General features: G+C 45.3%; 15 protein-coding genes. 4 read left to right on the top strand and 11 right to left on the bottom strand.

Annotated features, from left to right (window positions below):
* Positions 1-4: 4 nt before the first annotated feature.
* From EV212_RS02245 to EV212_RS02260, 4 genes are all read right to left on the bottom strand, one after another.
* Entirely contained in the window at positions 5-832 is an 828-nt protein-coding gene (locus EV212_RS02245; RefSeq protein ID WP_132088207.1) for a class I SAM-dependent DNA methyltransferase, read from the bottom strand.
* Positions 833-835: 3 nt separating this feature from the next.
* Positions 836-1,042, bottom strand: a complete 207-nt coding sequence (locus EV212_RS02250) for a small, acid-soluble spore protein, alpha/beta type (RefSeq protein ID WP_132088312.1) — start codon at positions 1,040-1,042, stop codon at positions 836-838.
* 94 nt (positions 1,043-1,136) lie between these two features.
* Entirely contained in the window at positions 1,137-4,781 is a 3,645-nt protein-coding gene (gene addA, locus EV212_RS02255) for a helicase-exonuclease AddAB subunit AddA (protein WP_132088210.1), read from the bottom strand.
* Complete coding sequence (locus tag EV212_RS02260) at positions 4,742-8,176, bottom strand: PD-(D/E)XK nuclease family protein (RefSeq protein WP_165873268.1); 3,435 nt, start codon at positions 8,174-8,176, stop codon at positions 4,742-4,744. The genes addA and EV212_RS02260 overlap by 40 nt, the downstream gene beginning before the upstream one ends.
* A 96-nt stretch (positions 8,177-8,272) precedes the next feature.
* Between EV212_RS02260 and EV212_RS02265 the strand changes: the two genes are divergently transcribed.
* Positions 8,273-8,710 carry a hypothetical protein gene (locus tag EV212_RS02265; protein ID WP_132088216.1) on the top strand — a complete coding sequence of 146 codons (438 nt, stop codon included), beginning with the start codon at positions 8,273-8,275 and terminating at the stop codon, positions 8,708-8,710.
* Positions 8,711-8,785: 75 nt separating this feature from the next.
* Here the strand turns inward: EV212_RS02265 and EV212_RS02270 are convergent, their stop codons facing one another.
* From EV212_RS02270 to EV212_RS02295, 6 genes are all read right to left on the bottom strand, one after another.
* Positions 8,786-10,702, bottom strand: a complete 1,917-nt coding sequence (locus EV212_RS02270; protein WP_132088219.1) for an NAD(+) synthase — start codon at positions 10,700-10,702, stop codon at positions 8,786-8,788.
* A gap of 21 nt (positions 10,703-10,723) precedes the next feature.
* Complete coding sequence (locus EV212_RS02275; RefSeq protein WP_132088222.1) at positions 10,724-12,730, bottom strand: fructose-1,6-bisphosphatase; 2,007 nt, start codon at positions 12,728-12,730, stop codon at positions 10,724-10,726.
* A gap of 21 nt (positions 12,731-12,751) precedes the next feature.
* Complete coding sequence (gene dapB / locus EV212_RS02280) at positions 12,752-13,510, bottom strand: 4-hydroxy-tetrahydrodipicolinate reductase (RefSeq protein ID WP_132088225.1); 759 nt, start codon at positions 13,508-13,510, stop codon at positions 12,752-12,754.
* 71 nt (positions 13,511-13,581) lie between these two features.
* Positions 13,582-14,475, bottom strand: a complete 894-nt coding sequence (dapA, locus tag EV212_RS02285; protein ID WP_132088228.1) for a 4-hydroxy-tetrahydrodipicolinate synthase — start codon at positions 14,473-14,475, stop codon at positions 13,582-13,584.
* A gap of 182 nt (positions 14,476-14,657) precedes the next feature.
* Positions 14,658-15,161 carry a cob(I)yrinic acid a,c-diamide adenosyltransferase gene (locus EV212_RS02290; protein WP_243115432.1) on the bottom strand — a complete coding sequence of 168 codons (504 nt, stop codon included), beginning with the start codon at positions 15,159-15,161 and terminating at the stop codon, positions 14,658-14,660.
* Positions 15,162-15,215: 54 nt separating this feature from the next.
* Positions 15,216-15,842, bottom strand: coding sequence for a single-stranded DNA-binding protein (locus EV212_RS02295; RefSeq protein ID WP_132088231.1), 627 nt, complete (start codon positions 15,840-15,842; stop codon positions 15,216-15,218).
* Between the two features lie 287 nt (positions 15,843-16,129).
* Here EV212_RS02295 and typA point away from each other — a divergent pair, with 287 nt between their 5' ends.
* Positions 16,130-17,956: a translational GTPase TypA gene (gene typA, locus EV212_RS02300; RefSeq protein WP_132088319.1), complete on the top strand. Its 1,827-nt coding sequence runs from the start codon at positions 16,130-16,132 to the stop codon at positions 17,954-17,956.
* Between the two features lie 426 nt (positions 17,957-18,382).
* Here the strand turns inward: typA and EV212_RS02305 are convergent, their stop codons facing one another.
* Complete coding sequence (locus EV212_RS02305; protein WP_132088234.1) at positions 18,383-19,729, bottom strand: MATE family efflux transporter; 1,347 nt, start codon at positions 19,727-19,729, stop codon at positions 18,383-18,385.
* Positions 19,730-19,868: 139 nt separating this feature from the next.
* Here EV212_RS02305 and EV212_RS02310 point away from each other — a divergent pair, with 139 nt between their 5' ends.
* Complete coding sequence (locus tag EV212_RS02310) at positions 19,869-20,645, top strand: electron transfer flavoprotein subunit beta/FixA family protein (protein ID WP_132088237.1); 777 nt, start codon at positions 19,869-19,871, stop codon at positions 20,643-20,645.
* A gap of 11 nt (positions 20,646-20,656) precedes the next feature.
* Complete coding sequence (locus tag EV212_RS02315; RefSeq protein WP_132088240.1) at positions 20,657-21,580, top strand: electron transfer flavoprotein subunit alpha/FixB family protein; 924 nt, start codon at positions 20,657-20,659, stop codon at positions 21,578-21,580.
* Positions 21,581-21,685: the final 105 nt, after the last annotated feature.

The following is a 21,685-nucleotide window of genomic DNA, read 5'->3' on the forward strand; positions in this document are numbered from 1 at the left end:
TCTTTTACATCTCCTCTGTTGTTTTGCTTTTTCCCTGTTCTCTGGCAATAATATAAATCCGTTCCGAATCCTCCCGGACCGGATCCATCGTAAAGGCATCATAAGCCCCTTCCCACCGCAGCCCTGAAGCTTCGATCAGTTGACGGATTTCCTCCAGGTCATAGGCCCTCTGGTAGTGAACCTCTTCAAAACGGTCATAACGGCCATCTTCGCCCTGAATAAAAAGGTTTAAAACATATTCATTAATTCCGGACGAAATGTCGTAATAATTATCCCAGATAAAGCAGTGATCCTCCCGGGTTTCCCCAATAGTCTGATCGCCGAGTATTTTCTCATATTTATAGCGTGTATTCAAGTCAAAAATAAAAACGCCATCCGGATCCAGATAATTATTGACCAGACGGAACACCTGTGTCAGTTCCTCCGGATCAAGAATATAATTCATGCTGTCACAAATACTGACGATTGCCCGGACCGTTCCATATAATTCAAATTCCCGCATGTCCTGACAGAGATAAAGGGCCGGCTTAAGTCCATCCTTCATTGTTTCGTACATCCTGTCATCCGCCGCGGCGTTCTCTGTTCCGCAGGACATATTTTTTTCAATGGCTTCCGCCAGCATTTCTTCCGAATTATCAATGCCGATCATATCATAGCCCCGGCGTTTTAAAGCCTCGGTCATGTTTCCTGTACCGCAGCCCAACTCCAGGACCAGACCATCCGACACACCATACTGCTTTAAAAGCGTCACCAGATAATCACACCATTCCTCATAAGGTATATTGTCCATGAATAAATCATACACCTGGGCAAATTCTGAATAAGCTTCCATGCTTTATTCCCCGTTTCTTTTTTCTTTTTTCTTTTGATTCATAAGACCGCCGATACGTCCGGTCTCTCTCGCTGTCAGTCCCTTCCAGCCAAGCGCCTCCACTTTATCAAGCAATCCCAGTTCCTCGGTAATTTCAAATTTAAGCCGTTCTCTCGCCTGCTCCTCCGGCGTCTTTTTTTCCCATTTGTCCGGCTCATTGAACTGCTCCATGACCTGCTGCCAGCGGGACTCCTTCTTCTGCTCCATGCCTCACACCTGCCTTTCCGTTATCTTGATTATGACCACGAAAAAGCAGGTCTATTCATCAGCAATGGATTTCTCTGTTCATTATAACAGAATATAAAATCCTGTCTTTCACTTTTTTTCCGGATATTTGTTCGATGGCCTTCTGGTAATAATCCAGCTGAGTTTTGTACCGTTTGATCAGCAGTTCCTCTCCTGTCTTACCTTTCGGAATTCTATCGGTCTTATAATCCAGCAGAACAACACCATCATCCTCTTCAAAGTATACGTCGATGACTCCCTGGATCAGAATCCGCTCCGAGGTTAGTCTATCGTTTTCCCTATCTGAGAGTTTTTCGGAAATACCGGATATCTCCCACGCTGCCAGTTTCGGATAAATTTCCTGCACGGGAATTCCCATAACAAAAGGCCGCTCTCTGTAAAGTTTTCCATTTTTCTCTGCCCGGGCCATCCGCTGTCCCAATTCTGAGCAACAGAAATCAAACACCTTTTGTGCCGGAATAAGTTCTTCCCAGAACGCCGGAATCTGTTCTTTTTCCACACATTGCCGGATAAAACTGACAACTTCATCCTCAGAAGAAATCTCTGCAAAGGGCAGTAATTCAAATATCTTATGTGTCGCCGTTCCCTTTTGCTGAGCTATATAAAGGGGATTCCCCGGATCCGGTAAAAGTTTTTCTACATTTTCCGGGTAAAGAACCATACCGTTCATCTCTTCACCGGCCATTTTTTTCAATTCACTGACTGTCATTTTTCCCTGAAGCCGGGTCATCAGTTCCCGCGGATACTGCCATCGAAGCTTTTTATCAATTAAATCGTACAACGGCGTACATCCTTCTTTGATTTTCTCACAGCCGCGCAAAAATTCTTTTTCACCGTCCGACTGGATTTCTTCCCGGATATCCTCTGCGGCCATATACGCCGGATTGATGCATCGAAATTCAAATCCCCTCTCTGCCCCCTGCCGTTCGTCAGACCACAAAAGAGGACCGAGCCAATCCAGGTAACTTTTGGCGCGAAGCATACGGCTGTAGGTCAGAGGCGTCGGCGCCTTACCGGCCAGAGACCATTTTTCGGCAGTCTGCTCCATATCCTCCACTGTTCCTACAAGAATCAACTTTTCTCTTGCCCGGGTCAAAGCCACATAAAGTACCCGGACTTCTTCTCCCATCTGATCCAAAAGGAGTTTTCTGGCAAAGACTTTTTTCGACAGACTGTGAATCTTGACCCGACGCTCCAGATCCACCCCATCGGCCGCCACGCCATATCGGGCATGGATAACAATACGGCTCCGGGATTCGGTAAAATTCATGCTTTTTCCAAGACCTGCCACAAAACAGATGGGATATTCCAACCCTTTACTTTTATGGATACTCATGATCCGCACTGCCTGGCCTGCATCTCCCGGAAGTACGGCGCCGCCCAGATCTTCTTTGGATTCTTTCAACTGGTCTACATAGCGGATAAAATGAAACAATCCCCGATAACTGGTATTCTTAAAATCTTTGGCATATTCTACAAGCCGTTCCAGGTTCGCCCGCCGCACTTCGCCCCCAGGCATAGCAAACATCTGCTGCACATATCCGGTCATCTCATAGATTTCATGAATAAGTTCTTCAATGGAAAGATGAATTTTACTCCGGCGCAACCGGTCATACACCATAAGAAAAGAGTTCAGCTTTTCCACCAGAAACAAATCGTCCCCCTGCTTCAAGTAATCCTGAATATTTTCATACAAAGACATCGAACGATTCACCAGCCTCAGCTCTGCCAGCTCTTCATCCGTTAACCTGCCCATGGATGATGTTAAAACAGCCGCCATGGGAATATCCTGAAGGGGATTATCCAGAATACGCAGCATATTTAAAATTCCCTGAATCTCCACTGTATCAAAAAACCCGGATGATGTTTCACCTACTGCCGGAATTCCCATGTCTTTAAGAATCCGCACATAATCCTCCGTCCAGTTTTTTACCGTCCGGAGCAAGATCACGATGTCACCGTATTCCGCCTTGCGGTATGCTCCGGATTCGGTGTCCATCACCCACAGTCCGGAAGTCTCATTCACAATCTCCCGTATACGCAGGCCCACAGCCCGGGCTTCCGCTTCCCGCTTCGTCATCTCCGGGTCATTTCCATGTTCTACCATAAGCCATTCGGCGCTCTCGGAAATTTTCTGTCTTGTTTCCGGATAATCAAGGCCCGGATAGAGAGCCGCATCTGCATCATATTCCATACCACATATTTCCGGTATCATTAAAGCTTCAAAAATCCGGTTGATGCTCTCAATCACACAGGCCCGGCTCCGAAAATTTTTATGTAAGTCAATCCGCTGATGGCTCCCCTCTTGTTTTGTATAGGTTTGATATTTTCTAAGAAAAATTTCCGGTTCTGCCATTCGGAAGCGATAAATGCTCTGTTTGACATCGCCTACCATAAAAATATTCGGCTGACCTTGCCGCTCTCTGGAAATGCTGTATAACAGTGTCTCCTGAACCTGATTACTGTCCTGGTACTCATCACACATAATCTCTTCAAACTGCTCACTATATCCCTTTGCCACCGCCGTCGGTTCATGGCATTCATCCAATAATATATTTAATGCAAAATGTTCCTGATCATTAAAATCAATTAAATTTCTTTGTCTTTTTTCTTCCCGGAATCTCTGGGAAAATTCCTCTGTCAGATGAATCAGCACAGCAAGTCCCGGTAAAATCCGTGCTTCTTTTGAAAGCACTTCCGGCAAACTTTCAGCAAAGTAATTCTTTTTAAGCCATCCAAACACATCCTTGGCTTCCTGACGCAGGGCCTTCACCATGTCCACGACCGAAGGATTAGCTTCCGGCTGCTTTTTTCCTGACAACCGCTTCCATTCCATATGTTGAATATGGTCATAAATATCTTCCCATGTGTTACATTCAAGCATTGCTTCCGTCTGTTCCAAATCCGATAAAAGCATCGGTTCATACAGAGACGGTCCTCCGACACCAAGGCTCATATCCAGAGCTGTTTTCAGAACAGCCGCCATCTCCCTGAGAATCCGACAGGTTTCTTCCATGATGAGACAGACCATCGGACTGTTCTCCACCTCTTCCTCCATAGTACCCGGATTCATCGTCAGTGACTTTTTAAGCCATTCCTCCGGCCAGGGATAACTCTGAGAAAAATCATAAATTCTTAAAATCCAGTCGGTCAGTCCCTTATCCAGTTTACCGCTGGAATAGGTCTGAGAGAAGGCAATAAATTCCTCTGTTTTGTCTGCATAACAATCCTCCAGAAGCTGCTCTGCCACATCCTGCTTTAACAAAGTGATTTCCTGGGGATCTCCGACACGAAATCCCGGGTCCAGACCGATGGTATCAAAATGTTCCCTCAGTACACTCATACAAAAACTGTCAATGGTGGTGATCATAGCTGAGGGAAGAAGCATTTTCTGCTTTTGGAGATGGGTATTTTCCGGGTCATCCAAAAGCCGGGCGTCCACAGCCGCCATGATTCGCTCCCGCATTTCTGCTGCCGCCGCTTTCGTGAATGTCACCACAAGTAATCGGTCAATATCCACCGGTCGGATGGTGTCTGTGATTTTTTGAATAATACGTTCTACAAGAACCGCTGTTTTTCCTGAGCCTGCCGCCGCTGAAACAAGAAGACTGCGATTCTGTAAATTTATGACCTGCCGCTGTTCTTCGGTCCACGACTTTCCCATGCTTCTCTCACCTCCTCATAAATTCGCTGCCATACCTCATCGGCCGACAAATGCATCAAACGATGGTACTCGCAGCCCTCCACCTGTTCGTCAAAACGACAGATTCCCCGATAACTGCAATAATCGCAGGCCGTCCGTTTCTTACTTCCATTAACCAACACATATGGATTTTTTGATATATCTCCCGACATCCAGCCTTCTGCCAGCTGCTCGATCCTTCGATGAACCAGATAACCAAGCTCATCCAGCTGGTCTCCACTGGCAATGCTGGAAGTTTTAGAAAAAGTCCCGTCTTTTTTCAAACTGACCGGCAATACCTGTGGCGCCTCAGAAGGCTTCTCATCCATCCACGCCACCACCTGGGGATCATCATTGACCAAGCCCTCCAATTTCAGCATGGACGCAATCTGACTATCTAATTCCTCAGGATTCTCCGGCATTTCCTCCAAAATCGGGTCCTGAATATGATAATAAAACATCCCGGCTTTCACAACAGGTTTCTCCGGATGCCTGGCCGTCTCAATCCGCGCAATAGATTCCATGTAAACAACCAATTGAAGCGACAATCCATAAAAAATCTCTGTCAGATCAAATTCCTTCTGTCCCGACTTATAATCCACGATTCGCACAGCCCGCGCTTCTTCACCATCATAGATATCGTAACGATCCACCGTCCCGATCAGCTGCACCCGCTCGCCAACAGAAAACTTTGTCTCAAATCCGGCAGGTACAAATTCTCCTTTACAGATCTGCTTCTGTATCGTCCAGGCCGTCCGTTTCGCCATACGGACCAATTGTTCCAGATAATGACGATAACGGGCATTCTCTAAAAACATGGCAGAACCGTACGCCATCCCTGTTTCCCGAACACACCGCTCCATCGTTTCATCCCTGAACGTATCGGGCATTGTATGCCAGTCATAGGCACTTTCCTCCACCGCTTTTGAAAACCGCTCCATTGACTGGTGAAGAATATTTCCCAAATCCGGAGGAAGAAGTTTTGATGTTTTCCGCTCTTCCAGCCGCAGGCCCGCACTTAAAAAATGAGCGTAAGCACAGGCCGCATATTTTTCCAATGTGGTAATACTTGCTCTTGGCCGCTCCCCATACAAAGCCTTTATGATTTTCTGAGATAAGGGACTCATACGCCGTATATCAAACATCTGGGATATCCAACCGGACAGTTTTTCCTTTGTCCCGTCATGTTCCGAAAACCACGCAAAAAGGGTCTGCCAGAAATCATTCCGAAGTTCCGGCTTTTTCAATCCTTCCAGCAAATAATAACTACTCTCCTGCATTCCGGTCAAAATCCGGCTTTCTTCCCACAGCTCCGGTACTTCCGGTCGTAAATCCGGAAATATTTTGTATATATCATTTAACAATGCAGACGGCCGGATAGCCTTCCCACTGCCGTCCATCTGGGCATAAGTCATCACAAGTTTCTGCTCGGGCTTTGTCATAGCTGTATAAATATAGAATTTCTCGCGGAAATTATTCTGTTTCCCCGTCGGAGCCAATTCCACCGGACATGAAACCAGGACTTCCTTTTCTCTGTCAGTAATCAGACCTCCTGTCGGCACAGGCGTAGGTATGACCCCGTCATTGCATCCAAGAATAAATACAACCTTCACATCACCAAGACGGGTTCGCTTTAAATCGCCCAGAACCACCTGGTCCAATGTGGGTGGAATGACACCTAATTGAATCTCTGCAAATCCGGCTTCCAATATTTCCATATATTCTTTCATCGAGACTTTCTCATTCTCTAAAATCTGTTCACACTTTTCTAAAAGCCCGTCTACCGCTTCATATACCTGGGCATATTCCCGTTCACGCACAAAATTGCCCTCTGCCCTGAACCCTTCACTATAAGCTTTCAGCTGTTCCCCGCCATGAATTTCCTGTATAAAGGTCCGGAGAGCCTTTGTATAATCGCCTGCCGTTCCCTGACGTTCCATTTTGAATAAGGGCGTCAGTTCCCTGACAACCTGTTCCCGGGTTTCATTGATCCTTACAAAATCTTCCGGCCCAAAATCCCGATACCGCCGGATAAATTTTTCATTCCATCTTTTCCGTCCCCGGATTCCTGTGGCCAGCAGATAATTATCCAGTACATCCACTTCAGATGCTGATACAAGAGAATAGCCGGAACGCAGATAACGAAAAACACTTTCATACGAAAAATCCTTGTAAATAACATCCATGCCACTCCGGAGCATTTCCACAAAACTATTCTCCGAAAGATTGGCTTTATCATCAATAAAAAGCGGAATTCCCATACTGTCAAACCGGCGCCTGCACGCTTCCCTGTAACGACTCACATCACCTGTGATCAGGGCAAAGTCTTTATAGGACATGCTTTCGTCCATGACCATCCGTCGGATTTCTCCGGCAGCAAAACCAACTTCCTCCGCCGGATAACTGAGGGCATAGACTTTCAAATGTTCCGGTATTCCCTGCCACGGGTGGAATCTGCGAAACCGGAATAAATGTTCCTCCATAAAATTCAATTCGTCCCGGCCGGCCGCCCCCGGTGTATCCAGCAAAATATCCGGCTCTTTCTCAATATTCAGCCGTATACACATTTTATTTATCTTCCATAAAGTCTCCTTGGTCAGATAAAACAACTGGTACTCCTGGCCCAGTTCATAAGGTTTGTCATGAACATCAATACTCAGTCCGATCACCAGACGTTTACACAACAACATAAGCTTTTCCAAAAGACGATACTGTGACGGGGTAAAACCGGTAAAATTATCAATATACAGGATACTGTCTTTCAAAATTCCCGAATCCGGCACCTTCTGAGCCAATACTTCCAAAAGTTCTTCAGACGTCATATAAGTATCCGACATATATTCTTTAAAAGCATCATACAATATCTGAATATCCCCAAGCTTTTTCCCAAGCATCGTATGTTCGCCAACCAGTTTCCGGCTCTCCGAAAGGTCGCAGGAACGAACACTGTACTGAAACAGCTCAGAGAGCATGGATTTAGCCTGGCCGACAAAACCGCTTTTGCCGACACTGGAGGCAAAAGCTTCCAGCTCATTCTTATGTTCGGATAAAAGTCTTCGGATGACCATACTCTTGCCTGTATCTTCCAAGATCGTTTTCCGGATACCCCCAAGTTCGTCGAACACCCGATAAGCCAGTCTCGGAAAACTGACAACATCCACATTCATAACACCGTGTCCCGGATGAAGTTCTGTCATCTTCATCTGGGTCTGCATCGTATACTGTTCCGGTACCACCAGATAAAAATTTTGCTCCGGCGCTGCCAGGGATTCTTCAATTAATTTCCGGTACATTATTTCTGAGCGACGGGTTCCGGCGCCGCCAATAACCATCTGAAGTGACATCTTATGACCCCTTTCTGTACTGTTACTTATCATAGCACATTTTCCATGCGCCTTCCACACCCATTCGGATGTCATATTCTTTTACCGACCTGCATAGGTTATATTAAAGTATTCTGAAGGAGGCCGATTATGGGTTCAAAAACACGCATCATTATTCTCCAAATGAAGGAAATCATCTATACTATCGTCTTCGTCGTGTTAGCCCTGCTGATGATTTTCCTGTTTATTTATATGTTTTTCCTCAGGGATAACGCAAAATCCAGCGAGCCGGCATCCGCACCTACATATACTCCGGGCGTCTACACCACCTCCATTGTTCTTGGAGACCACCCGGTCAGTCTTCAGGTGAGTGTAGACGCCGACCATATTAACAGTATTACGACCGCTCCCCTTGAAGAAAGTGTCACCGCTATGTACCCGCTGCTGGAATCCTGCCTTGAAGATATCAGCGCTCAGCTCACCGCCGGCGTTCCCATCGGTGAAGTCACCTACGACGATTCAAGCCAGTATACCGCTTCCATCCTGCTGAATGCCATTTCAGCAGCGCTGGATAAGGCATCCAATTAGACCAGACGCCGCAGGGCGCACATAAAAGACCTCCGGAACAGTCTTCTGTCCCGGAGGTCTTTCACTTGTAATAAATTAAATTTGAATTTTTTCAAGTTCTGCCTTCCACAGATGTGCGGAAGCGTCACTCGGCATCCGCCAGTCACCTCTTGGTGACAAGGCTACCGAACCGACCTTCGGGCCATCCGGAATACAGGACCGCTTAAACTGCTGTGTAAAAAACCGATGATAAAAATTCTTCATCCATTTTAAAATGATCTCTGGTGGATATTCACCCTCAAAAGCAATATTAGCCAGACGGTAAATCTTTGCCGGCGGACAGCCGAAACGCATCATATGATACAGGAAGAAGTCGTGGAGTTCATAAGGTCCGACCAAATCTTCTGTTTTCTGAGATATTTCTCCTTCCTTCGGTGGAATGAGTTCCGGACTTACCGGCGTATCCAGGATATCCAAAAGAACTTCTCTCAGGGTTTTTGATTCACAGATATCCGCATAATAACGCACCAGATGACGTACCAACGTCTTTGGAACCGAAGCATTTACGCCATACATCGACATGTGGTCACCATTATATGTGGCCCATCCCAAAGCCAGTTCGGACAAATCACCGGTACCGATGACCATACCGCCGCACTGATTTGCCAGGTCCATCAGAACCTGGGTCCGCTCTCTGGCCTGTCCATTCTCGTAAGTCACATCATGTTTTTCCGGGTCCTGACCGATATCTTTAAAATGAAGAGCGACCGCCTCCCGAATATTGACTTCCAAAAGCTGTGCCCCAAGTTCATGGACAAGCTGACAGGCATTATTGTAAGTTCTGTCCGTTGTTCCAAAACATGGCATGGTGACCGCTTTAATCTCTTTTCGATCAAGGCCGAGCAGATCAAAGGCCCGCGCCGTTACAAGCAGCGCCAGGGTCGAATCCAATCCTCCGGAAATACCGACCACCGCATTTTTACAATGGGTATGGGCAAGACGTTTTTTTAGGCCCATCGCCTGAATGGATAAAATTTCCTCACAGCGCTTACGCCGGTCCTCATCCGATGCAGGCACAAAAGGCCGGGGATCCACATAGCGATTAAGTTCCAGCGGCTCCGACGACATTTCAAAGCCCACACGTACATAGTCCCTGTCCTCATTCTGATTAAACGTGTTCATACGGCGGCGTTCGCTCAAAAGCCGTCCCAAATCCACATCGCCATAAACAATGCCCGTCTCAAAACGCCTGGATTCGGACAGACAGACACCATTTTCACAGATCAGATCATGCCCTGGAAATACCAGATCGGTCGTAGATTCGCCCTCACCGGCTCCTGCATAGACATACCCGCAGATCAGCCGTGCTGACTGACTGTTTACCAGTTCCTTCCGATAAACATCCTTTCCTGTCGTCTCATCACTGGCGGACACATTGAAAATCATCGTCGCTCCTGCCAGTGCATGGGATATGCTCGGAGGATTCGGCGCCCACAAATCTTCACAAATTTCACCGCCGATGACCAGTCCCGGCAGATTGGTACACGCAAAAAGAAGATGGGTTCCAAACCAGGTCTCCTGTCCGGCCAGCGAAATTAAAATCGGTTTCTCCGGTCCCCGCTCAAAATGACGGGCCTCATAAAATTCAGAATAATTTGGAATAAAGGTCTTCGGTATGACACCGAGAATAACACCTTCTTTAAAGACCACAGCCACGTTGTATAATTTTCCATTCACTGTGAGGGGCATGCCTACAACGCCAAGGATATCCATATTTTCAGACGCCTCAAGAAGCCTTTCCAGCGCATCCACACAGCTCGTCAACAACAGCTCCTGAAGAAAAAGGTCCCCGCAGGTATAGCCGGTCATACAAAGTTCAGGGAACACAATCATCCGTGCCTTCTGCCCACAGGCTTCTTTCAGCATCCTTTCCACCTGTTTCCGGTTATATTCACAGTCCGCCACCTGAATTTCCGGCGTTGCCGCCGCCACTCTGATAAATCCGTCCTTCATTCCTGATTCCTCCAAATTTCTTTATTTACCCGCATTTTCCCGAAGTTTACCATTTCTGTATGCCTTCAAGAGTAATTCCAGATCATCAATCTTCTGCTGAATCACCTTACCATTATCCGTATCTGCCACGTACTTTCGTTCGATCAGTTTTTCAATCACATTGATATCTTCACAGATATCCGTCTCCTCCTTAACGGCCTTTTCCGCACTTTCGAAAGGCAGATGGGTGACAAGCTTTAACCCATAGGAATTGTAAACCAGCGTATATCCGGCAATACCTGTGGTTTTTTGATATGCCTTGGAAAATCCGCCATCGATAATAAACAGTTTACCATTCCCCTTGACCGGACTTTCGCCTTTCTTCAATTTTACCGGCATATGCCCGTTAATGATATGGGAGTCTTTCGGATTCAGACCAAATTCCCGGATAATATTATCACAGACCATCTCACTGACATTCTCATCTTCGATCAAACGATAATAAGGATCCTTGCGTTCCTCATGCGTATCTTTTTCGCCAAGGAAATAGCGCTCAAACGTAGCCATCTTCTCTTTACCGAATACCGGCGAATTTTCATTCGTCCATGCAAACCACATCAAATCCTGGCCATAGGCTTTTTCTTCCGACTCAGGCAGATAATAACCTCTCCGGACATTCTTTTCAAGAACATCATACAAAGCCTTACCTTTATAACCTTTTCCCTGAAGATAGACTTCCCTGAAACTGCCATCCTCATTCATCGGAACACAGCCATGATAATAAAGATTATTATTATAGCATAAATACAAACTGCCGGATTTTAATAAAAACTGAACATGTCTCTGAAGCTTCTCACAATTCTTGAAGTTATGAATCAAGCGCTTCATGACCTTCTCTTCTTCCTTGGACAGCTGATATGGATCGCTCCACATGATGGTCGGGAATTTCGTATCCAAAAGCTTATATGTACGGCCATCCACTTCCACAGTACCCGTCTCCGGGTCAATCTTATCCAACAGAAGACGATTTTCCATGAGCATTCCCGGACGCTTTTTAATAAGCTGCCCCTCCAGCTTGAACTGGATAATGGAGATTGCCTTGTGCATCTTCATCTCCGTCTGTTCTTCAATGCGGCTCAGCATATCCGCATCTCCATGGTCCTGAACGTGGAACAGTTCACAGTCGTCATCGGCATAAACTTCCAGTGCAAAATTCGCCAAAGGCATAAGATTGATGCCATAATCGTCTTCCAATGTCGCCAGATTCCCGTAACGAGCACAAATTCGGATGACATTGGCAATACAGGCTGCCTGACCGGATGCCGCACCCATCCAGAGCAGATCATGATTTCCCCACTGAATGTCCACCGAATGATAATTCATCAGATGATCCATGATGTCCGCTGCACCGGAACCCCTGTCATAAATATCGCCGACAATATGCAGATGGTCAATGACCAGTCGCTGGATCAATTCGCATAAAGCGATGATGAAGGCTCTGGAACGTCCGATACGGATAATTGTATCAATAATTCCATTGTAATAAGCCTCTTTATTTGTCATCTCTTCTTTTTCATTGATCAACTCTTCAATAACATAAGCGAAATCCTTCGGAAGAGCTTTTCGAACCTTGGAACGGGTATATTTGGAAGCCACACGCTTACACACCTGAATCAGCCGGTGCAGTGTGATCTTATACCAGTCGTCCAGTTCCTCTTCCTCTTTTTCAATCAAATCCAGCTTTTCCGCCGGATAATAAATGAGGGTGGCCAACTGCTTTTTGTCCCGTATACAGAGTGAATTTCCAAACTCATCGTCAATCTTTGCTCTTACCGCACCGGAGCCGTTTTTTAATACGTGAAAAAACTGTTCCGCCTCTCCGTGAATATCACTGAGTACGTGTTCAGTCCCCTTCGGCAGATTTAAAATTGCCTGAAGGTTGATGATTTCTGTCGACGCCGCCGCAATAGACGGATACATTTCCGATAAAACTTCCAGATACCGTGTCTGCAGTGTATCACGTTCACTTGTTTTTCTAGTATTTCCCATAATTGTAACCCCCCATCTGTTTTATCCGGCAATAACATTACTCATTGTATATATACCAGGCTCTTTATCTTTCAAAAATGCTGCAGCAGAAATAGCCCCCTTGCCAAAGATTCCTTTGGAATAAGCCGTATGCTTAATCTCAACAACCTCATCTGGTCCGCAGAAAAACACTTCATGTTCACCAACAATATTACCTCCGCGAACGGACTGAATACCAATCTCTTTTTTGCCCCGTTTTGCCCGTTCCTGACTCCGGTCTAATTTATAGGCATACTCTTTATGAAGCACTTCGTTCATCACATCGGCAATAGCCAGAGCCGTGCCTGAAGGCGCGTCCAGTTTCTGATTATGATGCTTTTCCACGATCTCAATATCATATCCGGCCTGTGCCAGCACCTGAGCCCCAAGAGCCGCCAGTTTGAACACCATATTCACACCAAGAGACATATTTGCCGATCTCAGGATGGCAATCTGTTTACCGGCCGCTTCCACATGGGCCAACTGTTCCTCCGAAAGACCGGTCGTGCACAACACAAGAGGAAGCTTCCGGCTCACTGCGTAATCGACCACTCCATCTACCGCCTTTGCCACTGAGAAATCTACGATCACATCTGCCGGAACATCACATTCCTCAATCTTTGTAAATACCGGATAGCCATTGTCTATATTATCCTGAATATCAATTCCTGCCACAATCTCTGTCTCCGGATCTTCCTTTGCCAGTCGGGTAATCACCTGTCCCATAGCGCCATTACATCCATGCATAATAAATTTCGTCATTCTGCTTCTCCTTTCTTTCCAAAAAAGCTGTACCAGATTGTCAAAAATCTGACACAGCTCTCTCTACTGACTTATTCTTTTATTGTTATACCAAAATCTTTCATCGCCTGAATCAACCGTGCCTTATTCGCTTCTTCCATCGGTGTCATAGGAAGTCTCAGCGGTCCGACCTCCATCCCCATCAAATTCATCGCTGTCTTTACCGGAATCGGGTTGACTTCGCAGAACAGAGCATGCACCAAAGGCAGGGCTCTCAATTGAAGCTCACGGCTTCCGGCCACATCGCCATCCAGAAATCTGGCTACGATATCGTGTGTTTCCTGTGGACAGACATTAGATAATACGGAAATAACACCCTTGCCCCCGAGAGAAAGGATTGGCACGATCTGATCGTCATTACCGGAATAAACATCGATATCTCCTTGTGTCATCTGCATGATATCTGCTACCTGAGAAATATTTCCGCTGGCCTCTTTCACGGCGACCACATTCTCATGAACGCTCCGAAGCTCGGCAACGGTCTGCGGCAGAATATTGACACCTGTACGGCTCTGCACACTGTAAAGTATCAACGGCAGACTGGTATTTTGCGCAATCATGCCAAAATGCTGAACAAGTCCTTTCTGGGTAGCCTTATTATAATACGGTGTTACCACCAGTGCTCCGTCCGCACCGGCCTTCTCCGCCTCTTTCGTCAAATAAATCGCTGTTTTCGTACAATTAGAACCGGTCCCTGCAATCACCGGAATTCGCCTTGCCACCTTTTCCACAGCAAAACGAATGCATTCTACATGTTCTTCTTCCGACAAAGTGGATGCTTCCCCTGTTGTCCCTGTAATAATAATACTGTCTGTGTGGTTCGCAATCTGAAATTCAATCAACTCGCCCAGTTTATCATAATTCACCGTTCCATCCTGATACATAGGAGTCACGATTGCTACGCCAGCGCCTGTGAAAATGGCCATAATGAACCTCCTTGTCTTTATACTGCTGTCCTTATTATTTATATTATATTCCAAAACATGAAGATGAGCCGACGACTGCCGGCTCAATAAATATTTACATCTAAATCTGTATTACAAGCAGCTTTCTCCCTACCTTTGATAGTAGCATTTCTGCCATTTAATGTCAACCATTCGATGTTTTTTTAGGTTTCATCATCTGCTTTTTTTACGATATCAATTCGCGAAATATAATCAGCTTCACCGACCAGTTCTGCCGGTAAATTTCTTCCGGTAAGAATCAATTCCACTTCTTCCCGCTTTGTCTGAATTAAATGAATCACATCAGATACATCTAAAATTCCCAGATCAACTAATCCCAGAATTTCATCCAGGACGAGAACGTCACATTCGCCGATGGCCAATACTTTTTTTGCAAAATTCACACCATTCAGAATATTAATATTCTCCTCTTTCTGCTCATTCTCTGAAAGTTCTTCATAATAACGATCCATTTTCTCAAAGCGAAAAACCTTTACCTCCGGTTCAAGCCGTTTAAAATAATCCAACGTTCCCGTATGCCGGCCTTTTAAGAACTGTATCATAAATACCTCTTTACCTTCACTGGCACAGACCAGCGCTCTTCCCAGCGAAGAGGTAGATTTCCCTTTTCCTTCGCCAAAGTATATTTTGACTAAACCTTTCTCCACAATATTCACCTCATTGTATGTTAATATCATATTTTTGAGGCATCGTCAATCTTTTTATTCAATACACTCGATTTTACTCACCGAAATCTCATAGGCTGTCCGACGTTCCACCTGATCTCCTTCAATCCGTTTCTGGTAAGTCCGGCTCTGAATCCGTCCCCAGAGATGGATATGGGTCCCAACCTCAAATTTCCCTGCAAACCGCGCATTTCGTCCCCAACAGATACACGGAAGATAATCAGATTTTCCATAAGGCCGATTGACCGCCAGGAGCAAGTCCGCGATCTCCCGTCCAAGCGGTGTCATCCGGTACACCGGCTGTTTACAGATATAACCATCCAGAAAAATGCTGTTCGGTTTGACATTTTCCGGTTCCTCATCTAAAACCTCCACATCCCGGACAAAAACGGAAAGAACAAGCCGATTCCTTCCTTCCTCATGTTTATTATAGGAGCGAAACTGTCCATGGGCCTCCAGCGTACGCCCTATGTAATTTTGAGTAACGTCGATCAGCCTTTCGGAAATCATCAGTGGTATCCGGTCTACCATATTACTGAGTCTCTGCACAATGACCTCTACCACATAAAATCCTTCGCCGAAAACTTCATGACTGTACACAAATTCCGAATCTACAACCCCCACGATTGTTACCTGATTATTATCCAGCACCTTGTCTGCCATACTTTTGTTCCCCTTTCTGTATATACAAGTTTTCATCTCGTTTAATATATTTATTCGGTCCCGCATGGATTTAGAACCGAATTCTTAAATGACTTTAGCATGAATCTGTAATGAAATAAATTATCATTCATCGACAGAAAAATCCTGAATATGACAGCAAATGTGCAATTCCAGAATTCAATTATATTTTTCTTAATAAATTTTCTTGAAAAACCGTGGCATTATGGTAGAATATAAAAGTTGTCAGTAGTACTTGTATGAATGGATTGGAAGGAACGGAAACAATTATGAAAATCAAACGTGAAGATATCCGAAATATTGCGATTATTGCTCATGTAGACCACGGTAAGACAACATTGGTGGATGAGTTATTAAAACAGAGCGGTGTATTCCGCAGTAATCAGGTGGTTCAGGAACGTGTCATGGATTCAAATGATATCGAACGTGAACGTGGTATTACAATTTTATCAAAAAACACAGCCGTATTTTATAAGGATACAAAGATTAATATTATCGACACACCAGGACATGCCGATTTCGGCGGTGAAGTTGAACGTGTCCTGAAAATGGTAGATGGTGTTGTTCTTGTTGTCGATGCCTTTGAAGGTCCGATGCCGCAGACAAAGTTTGTCCTTAAAAAGGCGCTGGAACTTGAATTGGCCGTTATTGTCTGCATTAACAAAATCGACCGTCCGGAAGCCCGTCCTGATGAAGTCATCGACGAAGTGCTGGAACTATTGATCGATCTGGATGCATCCGATGAACAGCTTGACTGCCCGTTTATATATGCTTCTGCCAAATCCGGCATTGCTATGCTGGAGCTTGGAGAAGACGGTCAGGATATGAAACCGCTTTTTGAAACGATCATTGACCATATTCCTGCGCCGGAGGGTGATCCGGATGCTGAAACTCAGGTTCTGATCAGTACCATTGATTATAATGAATATGTCGGTCGTATCGGTGTGGGAAAGGTGAGCAACGGTACCATTCAGGTAAACCAGGACGCTGTTATCGTCAATGCCCATGATCCGGAGAAAAACCGTAAAGTCAAAATCAGTAAGCTTTATGAATTCGACGGTTTAAATAAGATTGAAGTAGATAAGGCCACCGTCGGCTCTATCGTTGCCATCTCAGGCATTTCAGATATTCATATCGGAGATACTCTCTGCTCTCCGGAAAAACCGGAACCAATTCCGTTCCAGAAAATTTCCGAGCCGACCATCTCTATGAATTTTCTTGTTAATGATAGTCCGCTGGCCGGTCAGGAAGGAAAATATATCACTTCCCGTCACCTGCGTGATCGTCTCTTCCGCGAATTAAACACAGATGTCAGCCTCCGCGTCGAAGAAACAGACAACACGGACTGTTTTAAGGTTTCCGGCCGCGGCGAGTTGCATCTCTCTGTTTTAATTGAGAATATGCGCCGTGAAGGCTATGAATTTGCGGTCAGCAAGGCTGAAGTTATTTACAAAAAAGATGAAAAGGGTAAACTGTTAGAACCTATGGAGACAGCTGTTATCGACGTTCCGGATGATTTCACCGGTATTGTCATTGAAAAGCTGAGTCTCCGTAAAGGTGAACTCACTGGTATGTCCAAAGCCAGCGGCGGTTATTCACGTCTGGAATTCAACATTCCATCCCGTGGTCTCATCGGCTATCGTGGTGAGTTTCTGACAGACACTAAGGGGAACGGTATTTTAAATACGATTTTCAATGATTATGGCCCGTACAAAGGCGATATTGCTTACCGCCAGACCGGTTCCCTGATCGCTTTTGAATCCGGCGAAACACTGGCCTATGGCCTGTTCAATGCTCAGGACCGTGGAACACTTTTTGTCGGCCCAGGTGAAAAAGTTTATGGCGGCATGATCGTCGGCCAGAATCCGAAAGGCGACGACATTGAACTGAATGTCTGCAAGGCTAAACACCTGACCAATACCCGTGCTTCCGGTTCCGACGATGCCCTTAAGCTGACGCCGCCGCGCATCCTGAGCCTTGAAGAAGCGCTTGACTTCATCGAAAACGACGAACTGGTTGAAGTCACACCAAAAAGCATCCGAATGCGTAAGAAAATCCTTGATACCAAGATGCGAATGCGGGCAAATCGCAAGTAATTTAAAAAAAACATCTGCCTCTTATTCCTTGACACGGAATTATCGGCAGATGTTTTTTATTTTATTCTCTATCCATTTTTTGTCGAATTATGCGTTTAATTGTGATTTTTGCAGCAACTCTTTATGTTATACTAATCTTGTATAATCTAAAGAAAGCGGATGCGATTTCAATTGCCCTCTAGTCTCCACGAAAGAGGGTGATGCCCATGAGTACCATGGAAGTTCTTACTTTAATCCTGGTTATTTTAGCGGCACTGACTTACATAGATCAGCATAATAAGAAATAGCATCCACCCGTCCAAAGTTGATGCTATTCCTTAATAGTATATCACTGAGGGCATCAGATTTTGCATCTGAGCACCTTTCTTATTTAGATTATACAATGGAGGCCTTGAGAAATCAAGGCCTCCTTCTCATTTTCAATATTCAAAATGTCTCTGCCGGTATGTATTTCTTTTTCCATTTATTTGTCCGGAATCTCAGGAAATAGATCAGTCCCCGTGAACATTCGTCAATGGCCATAGCGACCCAGATCCCCTGTAATCCCAGGTGAAGTACTCCGCCGAAAATATAGGACAGCAGCAAAGCCACAGCCCAGTGAAAACTGATGCCTACACAGATTGGCAGTTTGATCTCTCCGACAGAAATCAGGGATTTTGTCATCAGAATATTAATTGCCCGGCCAAACTCTAAAAAGATATCAATAAAAAGCACCTGTCTGCCTAAGGCCAGCATTTCCCCGTCCTGAGTAAAAATTCCAAGCACCGAAGGGCTGAAAAGCCAGATAATAAACATCATGCCGACACAGACGGCAATGGAGATTTTCAATGTCCACCAGACTTTTTTTCCCACTTCTTCCACTTTGCCGCTTCCGAGCAGATAACCGATCACAATCTGAACGGCTTCCGAAATGGCGATTGCATAGACATAGGCAAAATTTGCCAAAAGGCTGCAATAACCCTTTGTAGCCGTTACCGCAGCGCCATAGGGATTGATGATGCTCAATATACAAATCTGGGACAGATTGTAAGAGAAATTCTCCGCCCCCGATGGAATACCGATTTTCAAAAGTTTAAACAGCATCTCCTTACTGCCCTGCTTCAAATATTTAAATTTCAGTTTTATTTTTGTGTATTTACGAAAAACAATATAAATACATACAAGCCCGATGGTTTTACTGATGACCGTCGATATGGCAGCTCCGACAATTCCAAGTCGCGGAAATCCAAAGAGTCCATTGATGAGAATGGCATTGCCGATAATATTTAAAACATTCATCAGAATAGATACGGCCATAACCTCTTTTAAACGGGTATGGCTGCGCAAAATCGCCGCAAAATTCAAATATAATCCCTGCACCAGAGAGAAACCTCCGACAATCATCAAATACAGACAAGTTTCATGAAGAATGGCCGAATCAATATTCATGAGCCGAAAAATCGGGCGATTGAAAAACAGAGCAACACATGTGGAAAGTACGCTGACAGTGCCGATGACCATCATGGACAACACACAGAGCTGGTTGCTTTTATGATCATCTTCCGCTCCCAGACATTGGGTCAACACGACCGTTGTGGCCATAGAGAGCATATTCATTGTAATAATGATAATGTTCATAATCTGATTCCCATTGACAATGGCGGCCACCGATGCCTGAGAATAATGACTGACCATGATCTGGTCAATATTTCCCACCAGTAACTGCAAAAGCAATTCCACAAAAATGGGAAGGGACATTTTAAACAAATAGGAATTACGGGTCATTTTATCCATAGCTGTCAATCTCCTTTATCAAAAACAAAATATCGCGTTACATTCTATCACTGCTATTCATATTTTTCAATTGATTCTTTTATAAAAGTATATTATAATATTAATAACAATTACTATTTTCTATAAAAGGAGGATTAAAATGAACATTTATGTTTTAATGAAACAAGTTCCTGTTATCTCAGATATAAAGATTGATCACCGAACATTTACAGTAGACCGTTCCACTGCGGGAACGATGATGAATCCTGTAGATGCCCACGCTGTCTCAGCGGCTGTCGCCCTGAAAAAAAGTCTTGGTGGCACAGTCACCGTTTTATCCATGGGAAATGAGAGCTGTGAAGCCCAACTCCGCGAGTCAGCCGGCATGGGCGCTGACCGACTGGTACGCATTACGGATGAGGCTTTTTCCGGAGCAGACACACTTGTCACTGCAAAAGTGCTTGCCGCTGCTGTAAAACATCTCGGTGACGCCGACTGTATTTTCTGTGGGCAGGCTTCCCTGGACGGCGCTACCGGACAGATTGGAGCAAAGCTGGCTGCTCTTCTGAATATTGGTTTACTGAATTGTGCGGCCCAGATTGACATTGATGAGAAAGGGCTTACAATTCATCAGAAAGCCGGAAAAGGTTACGAAATCTGGCAGGCTGATTTTCCTCTCATATGTTCTGTGACCGAAGACGCAAATGAACTGGCGCCGATGACCCTTAAAGGAAAAATGGCTGCGAAAAAGGCCGTGATCACCTTATTATCCAACGCCGACTTAAATATTGCGCCAGAAGCCCTCCACTCGCCATCCCATATTGAAGCCCTCTTCCCTGCGTCCAGACAGGAAGTCGGCATGAAAATCACGGGGACGACTGAAAAAGAATCCGCAAGAAAACTCGCAGACATTCTCTTTGAGAGACATTTAATATAGGAGGATTTATCATGGGAAAATTTAATGATATATGGGTATTCATGGAAATATCGGAAAATGAGCCAAAACTTGTCAGCCTTGAATTACTGGCAAAGGCCCGGGAATTGGCAGATGAATCTGGTTCCCGCGCCATTCCTGTCATTTGCCCGAATGCATCCGAACATTCACCGGAGACAATCATCTGTGCATTGAAAGCTGCCATTGAAGAAGACAGTCCTTCCGCATTTCTTTTTGGTTCCACTCCTCTTGGCCGTGAAGTCAGTGCCGGACTTTCCGCCGTCATGAATCTGGGAATTGCTTCGGACTGTACAAATGTCATTTATCGTGAATCTAATGCGGACTTACTTTTTATTCGTCCGACCTTTGATGGCAAACTCTATGCTTCCGTCTCTCTGGATACAACACCCCAGATTGGGACTTTCTCCACAGGAATTTTCTCTCTGAAGGAAAATACTCCGGACATTCAGACGAATGCACGGACACTGAACCTGGCATCTGACGAAAATACTGTTAAAGCCCGTCTTGTAAAATTTGTCGAGGACGCAGGCCTGGCAGATTCCAATATCGAAGAAGCTTCCATTCTCGTTGCAGGAGGCCGCGGCGTCGGCAGCGCCGAAGGCTTTGACAAACTTCGCGAACTGGCCCGGCTTCTTGGTGGAAATATCGCTGCATCCCGTGGTGCCGTAGATGAAGGCTGGATTTCCAGAGACTATCAGGTTGGTGCAACAGGTAAGACTGTCACCCCAAAAATCTATTTTGCCTGCGGTATCTCCGGGGCCGTACCTCATGTCGTAGGCATGAAAGACTCTGAAACCATCATCGCCATCAATACCGATCCAGCCGCTCCAATCTTTGATGTGGCCCACTATGGCATCATCGGCGATTTACATAAAGTCATCCCGGAATTAATAGAAATTCTTAAACAGACAAAATAATAATGGAAAAGGAGCTGTCGCACTAAATAAAAATTAGTGCGGCAGCACTTTTTTTACCAAAAGCAAGAGCCGGGCTTCGAAAAGTCCGGCTCTTGGTGTAAAATT

Source organism: Frisingicoccus caecimuris, from assembly GCF_004340975.1.
Taxonomy (GTDB): Bacteria; Bacillota; Clostridia; order Lachnospirales; family Lachnospiraceae; genus Frisingicoccus; species Frisingicoccus caecimuris.